We start from the raw sequence: 17,774 nt of genomic DNA on the forward strand, positions 1-17,774 counted from the left end.
GTGATTGACACCCCCGAATCATACCAAGAGGGCTTTTTTTATTCAAGTCCCCGAAAAAACTTCTAACAGGAATGCTCCTTATTCTACTCTTTTAAGCGGCTCTTCTTCTTTCAACAATTCTAAAAGCTCTTGTTTTAATCGGATATACTCATCTAACAACATAGTCTGCTCCTCTCTGGGCCTTGGCAGATTGACGGTTACTTTTGCTTTCAACCGTCCTGGCCTAGGGGAAAGGACATAAATTTCATCTGATAAATAAATGGCCTCATCAATATCATGGGTGACAAATAATACCGTCTTTTTAAAGTCACTCCATATTTGCAAAAGCCAGGTTTGCATCATCAATCTAGTTTGTGCATCCAAAGCCCCGAACGGCTCATCGAGTAAAATAACATCCTGGTCGTAAAGCAAAGTTCTCAAAAGTGCCGCCCGCTGCCTCATTCCTCCTGAAAGCTCTCTCGGATAATGATGTTCAAATCCTTTTAAACCGTAGCGATGCAATAAAGGAATGGCCCTTTCTTCCGACTCTTTTTTTGTAACTCCTTTAATTTCCAGTCCTAAAATGACATTGTCTAAAATGGTCCGCCAGGGCAATAGCAAATCCTTTTGCAGCATGTAGCCGACACACCCTTTTTTTCCGATAATATTTTCTCCGTCCAGCAGCACTTCTCCGCTTGAAGGCCTTAACAGCCCAGCAATGATATTAAACAACGTAGATTTTCCACAACCACTTGGTCCGATTAAGCTGACAAATTTTCCTTTAGGGATTTTCATATTTGTCTCTGACAAAGCGATCGTTTCTACTCCATTCTTTTTAAATATTTTGCTGATATTGATTATTTCCAACTTGTACAACACTTTTCACCTCTTTATACTTTTTAATGAATGTAATTATTGTGAAAATAAAAAGACAACCACCAGCAAAGAAAGAAGGCATAATACATCCCTCAAATCTTGTACTGACGGTTGTCCTGCTCTCATTTCATCAATGAGCTCATTTAACCAGTCAAATATTCTTCGACATTTTTATCTAATAGTATCAAAGTCACGCTCATTTCTTTTGACGCAATATAATCCTTTATAATTAGTTGAATCTCAAATCCGAATCGCTCTCCAAAATTTTTTTGAAGCAGCGCTTTGGATTTTTCAATAAGAATTCGATCGACTGTATTGGATAGAGCACCATCCGATTCATCGATAATTTTGAGTACTGAGATTCTCCGATGTTTAGCCAAAATGAGAATATTATTATCGAAAATATTTACCTTTTGTTCAATAACCCCTACTTTAAAAATCATTTGGTTCACTTGATTATATTCTCTCATAATGGCTTGTTTTAAATCGCCTAACGTAGGCGGCAGTTTTTGAGCGATTATATCCTTCACCTCCAATATGTATTGGGAAAACACCCCATTTGCCTTCTTAAACCTCATTTATTTGTCAATAATGTATCACAAGGTTTTTAATAGAGTCTTAACCTTTGTAAGGTAAGTTAACAAATTTTTATAAACATTTTGTGTTCATCTTCATTTTGTTTTTTCATGGCAGACTAGGTGAATTTATTTTTTTAAGCAAGAGGCAATCCGTCGATTATTAAAACTAGTTTAAAGTTTATTGAGGCGCTCTTGTTTGAAATAATTTTATTCCTAGCCCTATAAAAATAATCCCAGTGAATTTGTTTAATAAGTTTGTGACTTTTGTATTTTCTCTTAGTTTTTTCGTAACGAATGAAGCAAAATAGGCAACGATTAAAACCCAAAGAGTGCCTGTTATAATAAACGAAATTCTAAAATAATAAACGGAACAGAGCCATAAGGATTGTTTGTCATAATAAATTGCGGAAGAAAAGAAATAAAGAATAAAGCTACTTTTGGATTTGTAACATTTGTTATGACTGCCTGCATATAGATCTTTCTAAATTTCACATTCTGCAATACCGGAGGATTCAACTTTTAGCGATGATTTTTGAAACATTATTTTGATGCCAAGATACATCAAGTAAGCAGCAACTATGATTTTAGTCACAGTAAATAACACAATTGATTTTGTCAAAATAATCGATAGACCAAAGGCAGCAAATAAAGTATGGATGAAAGAACCCGTTGATATTCCAAGCACAGAGTAAATGCCTGCTTTTCTGCATTGTGACATAATTCTGCTAATGATATACATTGTATCGGTGCCGGGCGTTACATTCATTAATATTGCCATAAATTAACTCCGTAACCCGTTATTCCAAACATTTGCATACCTTCTTTTCAATTTATCATTAATTAACCACATAATAACATCTTTAGAGTCAGTAACTAAACCCCTGCCTTTTTTTCCAGCGGCAGACAGCAAATGTCTACGGAAGATAAAGGAAGCCATTCGTTCTTCCGTAGAAGTTCAAGAATAAAAAACAGCTAAACGAAGAAAGTCTTGCACCAATCAAATTGAATGATTCCACTTTATTAGTGCCGCCATTCCAACATCGCTATCTAATCTCGTGTTCCCCAAGTGCTTTTTCTCCTAACCGGGTGCTCCAAGGTGAAAATTTCATTTTTATTCGGTATACTCATAATGCTTGCAAAAATTCGTCGTATAATGAGTCGTAAATGAAACGGATTATTTGTACGTTCGAATTCTAAAGGGGAAATTTTCAAATGAATGAATCCTTTTTTACTCTACTGATATTACTAGGGCTGGGGATCCCCATAGCCAGTTATGTCATTCTGTTATTGCTCGGTTTTTTTGAGAAAGAATTTGATTATTTGCAGTTGGAAAATAAAAAAATGGAAATGGAGAAAGAATTGCATCAAATGGAGTATTTGCAGCTCAGCCAACAAATTCAGCCGCATTTCTTATTTAATTCCTTAAATGCGATGTTGTCTTTAAGCAGGCTTGGAAGAACAAGCGACTTAACCCATGCCCTCGAGGAGTTTTCGCAATTCATCCGCTATAAATATGTTGAAAAAGAATCGCTTGTTCCATTTATGAAAGAATTGACCTATACTTCCCATTATATTTCAATACAAAAAATACGCTTCGGCAATCGTTTGGTGGTAGAATTGAACATTGATGAAGATGCCAAATCCACTTATTTGCCTCCATATATGCTGCAGACCCTTGTTGAAAATGCCTTTAAACATGGGTTGGAAAAGCAGCCAGGGATCAAGAAGCTTGCCATTTCACTGTCAAGAGAAGGAAATTGGGTGACATTGCTCGTAATTGACAACGGACCGGACTTTGACGTTACAAGTCTCCAACAGAATGGAATCGGTTTAAAAAATATTCAAAAACGGCTTTCCTTGCTATACGATCTCTATTCGGAATTATCCGTCAAAAGGGTCAATCATCAAACAATTGCAAAAGTAGTCTGGCCGTTTACACCGGAGGGAAAAATATGAACATTTTAATTGTGGACGATGAATTGTTGGAATTGGAACAATTGTCATTTTTAATCCATCAAAAATACCCCGAATGGAAACTTTTTGAGGCAGAGGATGCTGTGCAGGCAAAGAAAATCTTGCATGAGCACGATGTTGATTTGGCCCTGTTGGATATTCATTTGCCTGGCGAATCGGGATTAGCGCTGTGCCGATATATAAAACAGCATTTTGAAACAGAATGCGTAATGGTAACGGCTCATGCGGAGTTCCAATACGCACAAAATGCAATAAAAATGCAAGTATTTGATTATCTTGTGAAACCGATTATGACAGACGAACTATACAGAATGCTTGACCGTTTTATTCAGCAATTTGGCTATGTTGAAGGAGTTTCGGACATTGTCAAGCAAGCACTGGAATTTATTCGTGAAAATTACCGTTCTAAAATAAATTTAACAGATTTAGCCCAAAGAATTCATGTATCTCCCAATTATTTAAGCAGAAAGTTTTCGAAAGAAATCGGGATGAGTTTTCAAGAATATTTGGTTGTATATCGGATCGAAATGGCCAAAAAATTTTTAAAAGAGCATTCTGATTGGTCGATTCAAAAAGTATCGGAAGAAACGGGATTTACAAGCATCAACCATTTTAGTCATTCTTTTAAAAAACATGTCCATTTGACACCTCGTCAATACAAGGAGAAAAAAGCACCATGATTGATTGGTATATCATTTTATTTTTGTTTGCAGGGTTGATTATTTTTAACTTGGATAAAATCGCAAATAAACAAGCATTTTATGAGTTCATTATGGTAAGGAACGGACTTGGCATTAAACAAGGCACCACTTTATTGTGGATGTCATTATTTATGCAAGCATTTCTTTTCATTCCTATTTTTACGATTTTCCATTTCGGCTTATTTTTCAGTGTTCTTTTTTTCCTTCTTTTTTTTCTTTTGATTTATGTATTTCTGGTAAATCTAACAAAACAAATGAGAAGCCAAAATATATATGAGCCAATAGTAATCAATTTTTACCGAGCTAAATTGACACCAGCAGCTTTTCGATTGATTATGCTCATCATTTTGATTGCCAATATGGACGGTTTTATTTTGCAGCTAACATTGGCTGATCACGTTTTTTCTTTAAATTTTTCCCGTTCCCCCTTGATCTTTAATGTTTTATTTATTGCTTTTTGCGTGATGGTTGCCGGGCTGGGCGGAATGCCGACAATTTACCGAACAGGCTACACTTTTCTAGTGATAGGCGGTTTTATCATTTTGTTTGTTCCTTTATTTTTCTATTTAAAGGATGGCATTCATCAAATCTACCAATCTTATACTTTCTTCAATTTTCATTGGAATCGGCCAAAATTTATTTTTATTTTATCTTTTCTTATGGCATCCATCGGCATGCTGGCCACCCACTCTTTTTTGTGGCAAGTTGTTCATTCCATCCGCGATAACTACCGTTACAGTGCAATCAAATTATCTATTTTTTGTTTTTCGTCCATTCCATTGTCCGTCATGTTGTTTATCGTTTATCTGTTAAGTAAATACCATTACAGAACGTTTGACATGCTTAGTAAAAATATATTCAACCTCCCACTGCAAAGTCTCAACATCATGGTTGTGATTGTCTGGCTTTTTAGTGTGGCAAATGCCGTCATTTTTTCAATCTATTCCTTTACCATTCTTATCGTTTCTTTATTCAGAAACAAAGACCGTACTCCAAAAAAACTTAAAAATTTCTATCTTTTTGTCATTTGCGGAACTTTCGCCGCCTCTTTTGTCCAATATTTCTTAAACAATCATTTGAACATGCTATTTGCAAGCTATTTTCTTTTATATATTGCGGTATCTTTTCCTTTCTGGTCTTTGCTGTTTAGCAAGAAAAAACATACGATTTGGTTTCCGATCAGCATTTTTTCCATATGGTTCATTTGCCTCTATATTTGGTTGTTTGAAAATTCCTTATTGGCTGCCGCAACAGCTGGAATCTCTTCCATTACTCTTGCTGTTATATCCAATTTAGTGCAGTTCAGAAAATAAACAAGATTTTATAAAAGCGGGGCAAGATTTCGTAAAAAATAATATTCAAAATATTTTAATATTAAAGAAAATGCACTTTCGATCCGCCAACCCTGACATTTATTGATGCAGATGAGCGTCCGAGCACCCCCGTTATCCACCGTTGGCAAGTTCGGTTTCATTTGACTTGACCGCCTTTAAAAAGTAGCCAACTGCTGTTCAGACAGAAATTTTCTATAGGGAACGGAATATTGGGAATTAATTGAAATTTAAAAAACTTATTTCAGGGAGGATGATTGAGATGGAAACACTTCTGGCACGCAATTCTTATATTTATGAAATGAGCGCTAAACATGAACCGGTAATGCGGGTTGCATCAGGGAGCCGAGTGACAATTGAAACATTCGATTGTTTCTTAAACCAAATTGAAAGCGAATCGACCGCCTATTCTTCGATTAATTGGAACCAAATTAATCCGGCAACGGGTCCAATTTATGTTGAAGAAGCAGAACCGGGAGATATTCTGAAGGTAAAAATTGAGAAAATTGAATTGGACAACGAAGGTACAATGGTAACGGGTCCTGAACTAGGTGTCATGGGGGATCAAATTTCTTATTTTTCCATCAAAAAAATTCCAGTTTCTAACGGGAAAGCCCGTTTTAATGAACAGATTGAATTGCCTTTAAATCCAATGATCGGCGTGATTGGTGTTGCCCCAAAAGACGGTGAAGTGCCATGCGGAACACCTGGAGAACACGGGGGAAACATGGATACAACTTTAATTACGGAGAACGCCACTGTATATTTTCCGGTATTTCATAAGGGGGCGCTGTTTTCTTTAGGGGATGTCCATGCTGCAATGGGAGATGGCGAAGTTGGCGTTTCCGGCATTGAGATTCCTGCAAAAGTAACGGTAACCCTATCAGTGATCAAAGGGGAAAACTTATCGACCCCAGTTGTTGAAAATGATGAAGGCTTTGCTTTTATTGTTTCCAAACCTACATTAGATGAAGCGGCAGATGTCGCTGTCAAAACAATGGCGAATTATTTAACGGAACGAACAGAGATGCATCTTGATGAAGTGATGATGTTGTTAAGCGCCGCTGGGCATGTGCAAGTCAGCCAAATTGTCGATCCTTTAAAAACAGCAAGAATGTATGTGCCGAAAACGATATTATACAGCCTTAACATTTCGAAAATTTTCTAGGAGGAAAAAGGATGGAAGCACCATTAATCTCAAATGCAAAGGAGCAGCCTATCTATAAACAAGAATTAAAGCGGTCTTTAACATTTTGGGATTTGTTGATTTACGGCATGGTTTTTATGGTTCCGATTGCTCCTTTTGGAATTTATGGTTCTGTTGCACAAGGTTCCAATGGGATGGTTGCTTTAACATACTTGATCGGCATGGTCGGCATGATTTTTACGGCGTTTAGTTATGCAAGAATGTCCGAAGCATTTCCAATTGCCGGCTCCGTTTATTCTTATGCACAAAGAGGAATTAATGATTCCGTAGGCTTTGTTGCAGGATGGTTGATTTTACTGGACTATGTTTTTGTTCCTGCATTGCTGTACCTTGTTAGCGCATCAGCATTGCATGATCTTGTTCCGCAAATTCCGATAGTAGTATGGGCAATCTTATTTATTGCAATCAATACGGTGATCAACGTCCGTGGAATTGAATTTACGGCAAGGGCGAATAAAATTATTGTCATTTTAGAACTGATCGTTTTGGCTATTTTTCTATTTGTAGGAATAGCAGCCATTATAAAAGGCGTAAACGGTGCTGAATTTACCATGAAGCCGCTTTATGATGAAAACCATTTTAGCATGAATGTGGTTATGGGAGCCGTTTCGATTGCTGTGTTGAGTTTTTTAGGTTTTGACGGCATTTCCACTTTAGCTGAAGAAACAAAGGATGGCAGCCAATCGATTGGAAAGGCGTGTATTTATTCTTTGCTCACGGTCGGCGCCTTGTTTATTATTCAAACATGGGTCGCTGCACTGATTTGGCCGGATTTTCAAGCTTTTCAAAATCCTGATGTCGCTTTTTATCAAATTGCTGAAATAGCCGGTGGAACTTGGCTCAAGGTATTGACGATTATTGCAACAGCTTTTTCATGGGGCATTGCAAATGCATTAGTAGCCCAAGCAGCCATTTCGAGAATATTGTACAGTATGGCGCGCGACCGAAAATTGCCAACCTTTTTATCAAAAGTTCATCCGAAATATCAAACGCCCTATTTAAGCACTTTGCTTATTGCTGTCGTTTCGATAATTATAACGGCTTTTTTCTCATCGCAAATAGGCAAGCTGTCTTCTGTTGTAAATTTTGGAGCATTGTCATCATTTTTGTTCCTGCACATATCAGTGATCTATTATTTTATCAGAAAGAAAAAAAGCAAAAATTATGTCAGCCATTTGCTCCTGCCTTTCATCGGTTTCATAATTATCGGGTATGTTTGGATCAATCTAGATCCGCTTTCAAAACTTCTTGGCTTCATATGGTTGGGAATCGGGATTATCTATTTAATCGGATTGAAGTTATTTAAAAAAGATACGGCTTTGAGTCTGGAATAGTTCCCTTTCTACTTAACAAAGGATGTGCGGCATGCAAAGCATATAAAGTGGCAATGTTCCTTTAAAAGACTCTTTGTATCAAAAACAACCGGGCGAAACTCCGTCTGGTTGTTTTTTTACTCTTCCGGAACAAAATTTTAATTTAACAGACCGTGCCGTATACGGCGACAAAATACTTTACGATTCCTCAGGTTCCAACGAAATCTACCAAGTTATGAAAAGCGTTTTCTTTTTGATGACCCGGGTATTCCAAGCTCTTCCCGGTATTTAGCCACCGTGCGGCGGGAAATTTTTAATCCTTGCTGCTCCAGCAATTTTGCGATTTTCAGGTCAGAACAAGGGTTTTTCTTTTCTTCGTTGTGAATGATGGCTTTAATTTTCTCCTTGACCGCTGCAGATGAAACGACTTCAGAACCATTCGTTTTGGCAAATCCCTTCGTAAAAAAGTCTTTAAATTTAAAAAGTCCGTATGGAGTTTGTATATATTTATTGTGCGTCGCTCTGCTGACAGTTGATTCATGCAGTCCCAGCTTGCTTGAAATATTTTTTAAATTCATTGGTTTTAACCCTTTTGCGCCAGTTTGAAAAAATTCTTGCTGTTCTTCAACAATCGCCTTTGCCACTTTATAAATGGTAGCGTGTCTCTGCTGAATTCCTTTTAATATCATGTTGGCTTCATTCCATTTATCTTTTAAGTAATTGTGTGCGGAATCAAGCTGCTTCTTCTCTAACATATCTTTGTAGAAAGAATTGACGGTTAGTTTCGGCATGAAGCTGTCATTTACAGTAATGATAAATTCTTCTTTCTTTTTTTCTACGATAACGTCCGGTGTGATATAATGGGTCAGTTCTGCACCAAAATTGCTTGCCGGACGCGGATTAAGTGTTTTAATAAAATCAACGGCTTCCTGTATTTTCGGAAGAGTTGTATGATAAAGGTTTGCAAGTTTCTTGAAGCGTTTCTCGGCTACGTCTGCAAGATTGTTTTCCACTAACAGATAAGCTAATTCATGAAAATCCGGCATCGATCTTAATTGAATGAGCAAACAGTCTTTTAAATTTTTAGCGCCGACGCCGACTGGATCAAACGATTGTAGAACGCCTATCAATTCTTCAACCTGATTGATGGAAACCGAAAAAATGCAGGCCACTGTTTCAGCTTCTATTTCCAAGTATCCGTTATCATTGATATTTCCAATTAAAAACTTTAAAATATCTTGTTGTAATTCCGTTAAGTGTTTCACCATCGCCAATTGTTCCATCAAATGTCTTTCAAGCGTTTTTGTATTGGCAGAAAAATGATTGATCGGATCATAGTCATAGTCCTTACGGCTATTCGTTCCATTCATTGAAATTTCAGCGGATCGAGCGTCGAAAGCATGAAAACCTTCAGATATTCGGGGCGCTTCTTCATTTTTAGCTGATAAATCCAAGAACGGATTTTCAGCTGTCTGTTTATGCAAAAAATCTAAAAGTTCAACGGCTGAGTAACACAAAATATTAATAGATTGTTGTAATTCAGGTGTCATGGCAAGTTTCAAAGTTTGCTTTTGAGATAAATCGAAACCTAATGCCAGCATATTGACCCTCCAATTTATACTTTTTCAAAATGCCCGTTATACAAAAACAATGAAAAAACTCCCCAAGAAATGTAAGCGTTTGCAATATATAAAACAATTTGTTACCCGCCTTTGAATAACCGGCTTATCGCAGCAATCTTATTCTTCTGCTTGAAACCTTTAAAACGAACCATTAGCTTTTTTGAATATTCTTCTTTTCCATTGTAACAGAGAGAACCAAATGGAACAATCGACTTTTTCTTTTTTTTCGCAAATTCAACTTGCCAAAATTTTGTCATGTAAGCAGAAATTTCGGTCAAAATCCACTTATCATTTTTTAAATATTCCATCAATTAACCGCTTTTGGTACCAATTTTGTAAGAGATAAAATTGAAAAAACGAAAGGGGTTGGTATGAATGAAGGCAGCAGTGGTCAGTGAATTTAAGAAAGCGCTTGAAATTAAAGAGGTTGACAAACCGAAACTGGAGGAAGGTGAAGTTTTAGTTAAGATCGATGCAAGCGGCGTTTGCCACACTGATTTGCATGCAGCTCATGGAGATTGGCCTGTTAAACCGAAATTGCCGTTGATTCTTGGTCATGAAGGGGTCAGAATTGTTGTTGAAGCCGCAAAAGGAGTGAAATCAATAAAAGTCGGAGACCGCGTTGGCATCCCGTGGTTATATTCCGCATGCGGAGAATGCGAATATTGTTTGACAGGCCAAAAAACACTTTGCCCCCATCAATTAAACGGCGGATATTCTGTTGATGAGAGATATGCGGAATACTGTAAAGCTCCTGCTGATTATGTAGCGAAAATTAATTTAGATCCAATCGAAGTAGCACCCATTTTATGCGATGGAGTAACGACATATAAAGCATTAAAAGTATCTGGTGCACGGCCGGGTAATGGGTGGCTATTTATGGCACGAGAGCTGTTTAACGTTGTCAAAAGAGCGGCCACATTGGCGGATGGAGAGACATGCATCATCACACCAAAGTATTTACCCGAAAAATTAAACACCAGCTCCGCCTTCCAATTAAACGGATTCTAAGAAGCGGGCACAGTTAATGATGATTTAGAAGCTTATTTAGTGAATTGCGCGAAAAATATCTTATCCTTCTGGAAGCATTGACCTTTGATGATAAACAGGATTAAGTGTTGCCATTAACTAAAAAAGCGGATCATGACCCGCTTTAAAATACGTAATTTCTTTTTCACATCTATCGGTTGCTATAGTGTAAACAGCGCAAATTATCCGCAAGTATAAATTTATATTATATTCAAAAAGTTTATGCGATTTTTCTAAATAATCTTTCACTATCCAAAGAATTTGGCTTTTCTGGAACCTTCAATTACTTAATGATCAAACGTTACATTTTGTTATTTCTTAAAAGTAGAATTTAGCTCACTTTACTTAAATGGAATTGGATTTTTGCTGCAAAACAACTTGGAATTCTCGTGTTCCTGCGATGAAAAAAAGAATACCAAAAAAGCCCTTATTTCTTACCTTTATGGCTGGAAAAAATTCAGGATGCCTTTCTTTAACCAAAAACAATGATAGTGAAATTCAAATCAAGCCGCCCCATTGTTAAATAAGGAGGCGGCTGTCTGCCATCGTCTAAAACAATTCCAACTGCTCCGCTTCTCCCAATCGCTCGAGCGATTTTGGCTCGTGATCTTGAAAATAAGCATGGTGAAGCCATTTTTCTTTTTTCATAACTTTTTTATTGGGATCAGAGGATGGTCGGAGTCGGCAGCTATAAATGACCGGGAAATAGTCTTGCAAGAACTTTCCTTCCGCATGTGCTGTTAAAGCAATCATTTGAAAACCAAGTTGCTCAGCAACAAAGAACACAGGACTTAATACATGATCGCTCGATGCTTTTCCAAACGGATTGTCCAAAATGACCGAGCGGTGACGTTTCATATTCGGCTTGATGTGCTGTTTTTTCTCGGCAACATAGTTAAGTATGCCTAAAAATAAGGTCATGTTTTTGCTCCACTTTTCCCCGCCGGACCAGAGATTGCTGTGCTCCCAAGAATAGGAGCGCGACGTCACTCTGTTATCGTTCGTGACTTTGCGGCAGCTTACTTTCATTACCTCATTATTCATGACAACTTGTAAAAGCTGTTTCGTCTGTAGCCATATTTCAATTTCTTTCCGTATTTTTCCATCGTCTTGCTGGCCGTGCTCATTCACATATCGATCGGATTCAAGCTGCTTCAGGATCCATTCTATGTGGTCGCGAATTCGTGTTTTGCCGGCTTCCTCTTCCCACTCTGGAATGGAAAAAGTAAAGATTTGCTTCCAATCGTCTCCTACTTTGACCCTCGTTTTCTTTGGAATTTGTTTCAGCTCCTCTACTACCGTTCTCAAATGGGAATGAATATGGTTAATGAACGTTTGGAGCTCCGCATCTTTTTGCCGGATGTGTTCATTGGCATAATTCGTCGCACTTTCGACACTTCTCATCATGTTTTTCTTAAAATCCATGATGTCTTCGTAAGTTTCTTTATGTTCGATTCCGTTTAATGCCATCTGGCGCATTTTTACATCTTTGATCGAACGGTTGCAAAAGTCTCTAAATAAACGCTTCGCCCGTTCTACATGGCCTTTCATTTCTTCAACGACCTTTTTGCACTCTTGAAGATCATCCGTAATCGCTTTGACAAAGCGCTTATGATGATACATTAATTCCAATTTTTCCTCGGAACTTAATGGAAGTGCCGATATGTGCGGTGCGTTGAAATGATGGCCTTCAACAAACCGATCCAAGCCGTGCTCCGCTTCCTCGATGTTATTCAATTTTTTTTCAATCCGGTCTTTTTCTTGATGAAGATATACTTTTCTTTTGTCTATATCTTCTTTTTCCTTTTGCAGTTCTTCTTTTATCACATCGAGCGGTTTTGCAAATTGAAATATTCCATGATTCGGATAATTTTTTTGAAATTGCTCTAATTTGGACTCCCATTTCCCTTTTTGTTTCTCTGCTAGAGCAAGCCTATTTTCCACGACGCCATCTAGATTTTTAAGTTCGGTTTTTAACGAAGAGATTTTCTCCTTTAACAATTGTAACAGCTGTCGTCCATCACTTGGAAACGACCTCGTTTCGTCTAAACCACTATGCTCCTGTTTTAACTCATTGATTTCCTTCGTTAAACGGTCAAGTTCTCGTTTTTCAAAGTCTTGTTTCGCTTTCCACTCGCCGTACGTCGTTTGAATTTGCCGGATCTTATATTCCAATTCGCGAATTTTTTCGCGAATGATGTGCTGACTTTCACCAGAATAGATCGGTTGCAGCGACCGCAGTGATTGATACTCATCATTTTCTTTAATATAACGAATATCATTTTGTAATGATTTGATACGATCTTCAATAGCAGCTTTCTGTTCTGAAACATCATGAGTCTGCTTGTCCACACGTTTTAATTCTCTCTCGATCAACACAATCGTTTCTTGCCACTGTTTATGTTTTTTCCGGTCTTCCTCTATTTCTTTTTCATATTGAAGATATTGCATTCCTTTTTCAATTTTTGCCTCGAGCCCTTTCTTCTCCTCCCCATAGTTATGAATAAGAGATTGGGCTTTGGCTGTTTTCATGCGCAGTTCATCAATTCGCTCTTTTTCTTTTTGAATGGACATCGTCAACTGCTCGATTCGGCCGACGAATTGCGCATAGGCTTGATGAAGAGTTTCTACCTTTTCAAACGGATGCACCTGAAGAAATCTTTTAAATTCTTGTGTCACTTCTTGCCACGACTTGATTTCATCTTCTTTCTTTTCGCGCAGCTTTGTCGTTTCCGCCGCGCTCGTTTTAATTCTATCTTTCCATGTTTGAAAAGATGCCGGATCTATTGCCTCATCCCAATGACGCGGTTCAATCCAGCCATGTTGAAATTGTCCGTCGTGGATATTTACGGCTTCTTCCGTTGAGATCACTACAATCGGCAATTGGAGGCGATCGCTGACCTGCTTTATTTTTTGAACTAGCCGTTCCTTTGATTTTTCGGTTGTAATTAACGTAATCGGCCATAGCGGAAAATTTTCGTTCTTCAAGCGGTCCTTTTCATCTAGAGAGCGTAAAAATTCAACGCCTGTCGCCAAATAATCAAATTGGTTTTTCCATGATTTTAGCTGTTGTTCTAAAAACGCATCTCCGAAAAACGTTTCTTGGCTACCGTAATCATCTACAAACCGATAGGCCATACGTTCGCGAACCAACAATGTGTTTCGCTCTTTCATTCTTTTTTCGATTTGTTCTATCAATCTCATTTCGATCGTAGCTTCATTTGCATGAACACTTTCCAACGTCGCCCATTGAGGTCTAAGAGACGCCAACTTTTGAATAAGCGCTTCTTCTTCCCGTTGAATTTCTCTTAGTTGATAGTCCGTACTTTTTTGTTCACTTTGCACGGTTGAAAGTTCATCTTGGTAAGCTTCCTTTCTTGCTTCCGCTTCTTTTTCCTCCTGAAAAAGCTGCTTAACCTCTTGCTGTAAACGAATGATTTCTTCATCCAACCATTGCTGCCGATTGATCCATTTTTCTATTTCTTCTCTCACATGTTCCTGGGACGGGTTTGCTAGAAGCTGTTGTTTTAGTTTTTCTAAATCGTTGATCCTTGATTCGATTCGGCTTTTAATAGCGGATAATTGATCACGAGCATTTCGCTCCTTTTCGTTCCATTCCTTTTGCACTTTCATCAATTGTTCGAGCCTTAAGTCAATCGGATTTAATTCATATTTGAGACCTTGCTCTTCTTTTTCGATTGCATCTAATTGTTCCATGAAGCACCCTAGTAGTGCACGTTGGGCTGTTTCGAATTCCTCTTCATAATGGATCAGCTCTTCTGTTTGGTCAAGCTTTTTCATTTCGCTTTCAATATACGCTAAACGCTCTTCCTGAACTTTTCGCTTCGCTTTTAGCCCCGCTAGTTTCAAGGAATAATAGTCTCTTTCCCGTTGAGTGAGCTCTTCTCCTTTCTCTTCCCGTCGTGCGAGGGCGATTTTATATTCTTGGTCAAATTTTTTCCATAATGTCTGTTCAGATAAAATTTCATAAGAGGCAAATTTCCTGTTGTGTGCATCACTGCTGTTTTTCCACTCCTTAAGCTTATTCTCTATCTCTGTTCGTTCATCCTCACATGCCTGTTTTTGCTTAAGCATTTCGAGCCAAGCCCCTTTTGCACGTTGCTTTGCCTTTAAATAAGTTTGTTCACTGTTATGAAACTGTTCATATGTTTGTACATATTTTTCCAGTTCATGTTGAATGAGCTTATTTTCTTCGATCGTTTCTTTTAGCTTTTTATATTGTTTAAAGCTCGTATGCTGCTTTTCGAACATATCTGCGAATAAATTCGCATCGTGACCTACAATGGAGTTTTCGACTATTGGAATAAGCAAGCGGTCAAAAAGTTGGTTCGTGCTCTTGCACTCATCAAAAAAAGCTTCGACACCGCCTTCTGAACTATTAATCTTGACAATACTCTCCCATTCACTTGAAATAATGTGATATTGCTCTTCCAAAAACGTTTTGTACTCCTTAATTGTGTTAAACGTACGGGCATGGAACGATTTTTCTTTCATATAACTGTAATAATCTTGCATCTCTCCCCGCTCAGCCGGTCGTTTTCCATCTTTTCCTTCACGTACAAATGGGATGCCTTCCATTCCGTTCGGATCATTAGCATTGTATTCATAAACATAGCGCAGCGAATCTAATCCATTGTTCGTTATAAACAGCGATACGGCTGTCACCACATAGCGTCTCGGTTCATCATTCATTATCCATTCAACGGCAATATGAGCAGGAGCACTTTCGAGTTGGAGCGTGTCCTTGATTTTTCGGTTCGCTACCTCCACATGAGGCAAAATCGCTTGCAGGACGGTTTGAATCAAAACCGTTTTTCCTCCGCCGTTTTCAAGCAGTATCGCCCCATTATGGCCGTCAAAGCGGAAAATTTCATCGTTGTACCGTTTCAACCCTTCTTCATACACGACATTCGTCAGCCGGATTTTGCTAATGGACGGCATCTTCTTCCTTCCTTTCAAATCCATAAATAAATTCGAAAATCCCTTTATTATATTCCACTTCCATAAAGAAACGCTGAATGATCGTTTTCGCTTTTTCCGTTAACGTAATTTCATCATTTCCGATATCCACCACAAGTCCTTGATCTATTAAAAATCTCCTTGCCGTATCAATAAAGCTTAAGCGGCTGATCGTGTTGCCGCTTTGTTTTTTTGCCGTTTCTTTTATATCATCCATCGCATCCCATTTTTCAATAATTAAGCTCCAATTATAAGAAAACTCTTCTTCAAATTGTTTTATTTCCTCCAGATCATGTTCTTTTAATTGATCAATGCGCTCTTGGACGAGATGAACCCATTCATCCAAACGAAGGAAAGTTCTTGTCTGCTCCCGGCTTTGATACGTATCGTAAAAACTCCCGAATAAGATGAGAGTCACAAAATACAGCAAGTAAATATCTCCGTTCGTTGCGCCTGAACGAAGATAATTTCGTTTAATCCAATCATTGCTGACATGAAAAGGCGAAAGTTTCGTGAGCGGTACTAAAAACATTTGCTCGCTCGTCAGGATGATGACGCAATCAACTTCTCTACTAAACGCATCCAATAATGCACGTATATCATCATCTGCCTTGTAAAGCTGAACCGCTTGCCCATCAGCGGCTCCATCGCGTGCCAGTTTTGTATACAGTTGAAAAGCTTGAATAATTTTTTGTTCTGGATAATTCATTATCTCTCACTCACCGTAATTATTAATTCTTGCATGGAAAAACGTTCACATTTTTGAATAATCTCTTGCCCTTCTTGAACGTTTAGTTCGTAAGTCCCTAGAAGTGAGATGGCATCTCCTAGCAGCGTATTTCCTTCCTCTTCTTGTATTTTGCCGCTTTGAATAGGTGAACGCTGATGCATAATAAGCCAAAAATCGTAAAAATAGCGCTGTTCATAAATGTAGGACTGTCCGATTTCGTCTAAGTAATTCATAAATTGTGAGAGCGTATGCCCTCTATTCTGTTCGTAGGCTTGTAAAAATAGGCGCATTAACTCTTTGTATTTAGACATAAGCCATCTTCTATATGGATCGTCGCTGTTTCCTTCATCCGCTTCAATAAATCGCTGTCCATCTTTTTCATCACGTTCTTCTGCAATATTTTGTTCCTCGAAAATAGCCAGCGGAGACCAAAACGTATTTTCTTCCACCTTTAAGAAAGGATGTAACACCCCTTTCATCGCTTCTAGCGGAAGAGGCGTGGAGACTATGTAAGAAACAAGATCCTGATCGAAATTAAATGAATGGAGACCGGTATAATAAAGAGATTCTTGTGCTGAGGCGAGAGTCGTATTTTTTAAAGATAAAGCTTTGTCAAGTAAACCGGAATGAGCGTAATGCACCGATTCTAATTCCCGGTTGATTTTTAAGACAAGTTCATATGTCTTTCGTTCCTTTTGATGAATATCCCGTGAATAGAGTCGCTCTCTCGTTTCTTTGACAAATTCACGCAGCTCCTTAAACTCCTCGTCCTCTCTCATCAGCCTGCTGTAAGTATCTTCAAGAAGTTGTTTATATCGTTCAAACGTTTCTTCTGAAATGATGCTTCGCTGAATTTCATGCTTTAACTTTATCATTCGTTCTTCCAATGTTTCTACATCAATTCTCATTTCGTTGATTTGTCTCAACGCCCCCGCAAATTCCCCTTTTTCTAATTGCTTCCGAAGCATTAATTGATTGATCGACAGCTGGAATTCACTATAAAACTCCTTTGTCGCAAATACTAATTCCAAACCATCTTCATCCAGAGTATAATATTGCGTATTCGTTTTTACATCGAAATCATTCGCCTTCAAAATGGAGTATTCAATGATGTTCTCTGTCCTTTCCTCCCAGTCATAAAAAGAATAATTCCGTTTTCTCCCCGTCGTCGGTCGAAACGTTTGGATAATTGTCCGTGCTAATTTTTCATACGATGCCTCATCTAAAACATACTCATTTTCTGTCAGTTTTTTCAAAAAAGCGGCCAGCTCTTTCACACCTGTTTTGTATTGCCTTATTAGTTTTTGTTCAAAGAAAAATAACAAGGTAAGCAATCCGAGGCCTTTCATATCAATGGGTTGATTTTGTTGATCTATTTCACGTTTTCGATCAAGTTCGAATAGAGGGTCAAAAAGCGCCAGCCTTCTCATACGTTCGCAATACCCGGTCGTTGC

Annotated in this window: 13 protein-coding genes and 2 pseudogenes; 7 read left to right on the top strand and 8 right to left on the bottom strand. The window is 38.1% G+C overall.

Going from position 1 to position 17,774, the window contains the following annotated elements; genetic code table 11:
- Positions 1 to 78: 78 nt before the first annotated feature.
- The 3 genes and pseudogenes from AC0KTX_RS12790 to AC0KTX_RS12800 all read right to left on the bottom strand — a co-directional run bounded on the left by AC0KTX_RS12790 (position 79) and on the right by AC0KTX_RS12800 (position 2,243).
- Positions 79 to 855, bottom strand: a complete 777-nt coding sequence (locus tag AC0KTX_RS12790) for an ABC transporter ATP-binding protein (protein ID WP_327863918.1) — start codon at positions 853 to 855, stop codon at positions 79 to 81.
- 143 nt (positions 856 to 998) lie between these two features.
- Entirely contained in the window at positions 999 to 1,409 is a 411-nt protein-coding gene (locus tag AC0KTX_RS12795; protein WP_340734161.1) for a Na-translocating system protein MpsC family protein, read from the bottom strand.
- A 202-nt stretch (positions 1,410 to 1,611) separates the two neighbouring features.
- A pseudogene (locus AC0KTX_RS12800) lies at positions 1,612 to 2,243 on the bottom strand (LysE family translocator).
- Positions 2,244 to 2,645: 402 nt separating this feature from the next.
- Here AC0KTX_RS12800 and AC0KTX_RS12805 point away from each other — a divergent pair.
- The 5 genes from AC0KTX_RS12805 to AC0KTX_RS12825 all read left to right on the top strand — a co-directional run bounded on the left by AC0KTX_RS12805 (position 2,646) and on the right by AC0KTX_RS12825 (position 7,980).
- On the top strand, positions 2,646 to 3,389 hold the full coding sequence (locus tag AC0KTX_RS12805) for a sensor histidine kinase (RefSeq protein WP_474252557.1): 744 nt from the start codon (positions 2,646 to 2,648) through the stop codon (positions 3,387 to 3,389).
- Complete coding sequence (locus tag AC0KTX_RS12810; RefSeq protein WP_474252558.1) at positions 3,386 to 4,087, top strand: response regulator transcription factor; 702 nt, start codon at positions 3,386 to 3,388, stop codon at positions 4,085 to 4,087. The genes AC0KTX_RS12805 and AC0KTX_RS12810 overlap by 4 nt, the downstream gene beginning before the upstream one ends.
- A complete protein-coding gene (locus AC0KTX_RS12815) occupies positions 4,084 to 5,421 on the top strand; it encodes a hypothetical protein (protein ID WP_474252559.1) in 1,338 nt (445 codons plus the stop codon). The genes AC0KTX_RS12810 and AC0KTX_RS12815 overlap by 4 nt, the downstream gene beginning before the upstream one ends.
- 280 nt (positions 5,422 to 5,701) lie before the next feature.
- A complete protein-coding gene (locus AC0KTX_RS12820) occupies positions 5,702 to 6,607 on the top strand; it encodes an acetamidase/formamidase family protein (protein ID WP_474252560.1) in 906 nt (301 codons plus the stop codon).
- 11 nt (positions 6,608 to 6,618) lie between these two features.
- A complete protein-coding gene (locus tag AC0KTX_RS12825; protein ID WP_474252561.1) occupies positions 6,619 to 7,980 on the top strand; it encodes an APC family permease in 1,362 nt (453 codons plus the stop codon).
- 212 nt (positions 7,981 to 8,192) lie between these two features.
- Here AC0KTX_RS12825 and rpoN read toward each other — a convergent pair whose 3' ends face one another.
- Together rpoN and AC0KTX_RS12835 are read right to left on the bottom strand one after the other, a co-directional pair.
- Positions 8,193 to 9,560 (bottom strand): RNA polymerase factor sigma-54, encoded by a 1,368-nt coding sequence (gene rpoN / locus AC0KTX_RS12830; RefSeq protein WP_474252562.1) that lies wholly within the window; start codon positions 9,558 to 9,560, stop codon positions 8,193 to 8,195.
- A gap of 101 nt (positions 9,561 to 9,661) precedes the next feature.
- Entirely contained in the window at positions 9,662 to 9,889 is a 228-nt protein-coding gene (locus AC0KTX_RS12835; RefSeq protein WP_474252563.1) for a hypothetical protein, read from the bottom strand.
- Positions 9,890 to 9,956: 67 nt separating this feature from the next.
- Here AC0KTX_RS12835 and AC0KTX_RS12840 point away from each other — a divergent pair.
- A pseudogene (locus tag AC0KTX_RS12840) lies at positions 9,957 to 10,465 on the top strand (alcohol dehydrogenase catalytic domain-containing protein); the annotation flags it as partial.
- Entirely contained in the window at positions 10,461 to 10,592 is a 132-nt protein-coding gene (locus AC0KTX_RS12845; protein ID WP_474252564.1) for a hypothetical protein, read from the top strand. The pseudogene AC0KTX_RS12840 and the gene AC0KTX_RS12845, both read left to right, overlap by 5 nt.
- Before the next feature lie 567 nt (positions 10,593 to 11,159).
- Here AC0KTX_RS12845 and AC0KTX_RS12850 read toward each other — a convergent pair.
- From AC0KTX_RS12850 to AC0KTX_RS12860, 3 genes are read right to left on the bottom strand one after another with little or no spacing between them, the layout of a single operon-like run.
- On the bottom strand, positions 11,160 to 15,572 hold the full coding sequence (locus AC0KTX_RS12850) for a coiled-coil domain-containing protein (protein WP_474252565.1): 4,413 nt from the start codon (positions 15,570 to 15,572) through the stop codon (positions 11,160 to 11,162).
- Positions 15,559 to 16,299, bottom strand: coding sequence for a DUF6063 family protein (locus AC0KTX_RS12855; RefSeq protein ID WP_474252566.1), 741 nt, complete (start codon positions 16,297 to 16,299; stop codon positions 15,559 to 15,561). Before AC0KTX_RS12855 ends, AC0KTX_RS12850 begins: the two co-directional genes overlap by 14 nt.
- Positions 16,299 to 17,750: a DEAD/DEAH box helicase family protein gene (locus AC0KTX_RS12860; protein WP_474252576.1), complete on the bottom strand. Its 1,452-nt coding sequence runs from the start codon at positions 17,748 to 17,750 to the stop codon at positions 16,299 to 16,301. Before AC0KTX_RS12860 ends, AC0KTX_RS12855 begins: the two co-directional genes overlap by 1 nt.
- Positions 17,751 to 17,774 lie beyond the last annotated feature (24 nt).

The sequence above is a fragment of the Aeribacillus sp. JST-2 genome, from assembly GCF_056032925.1.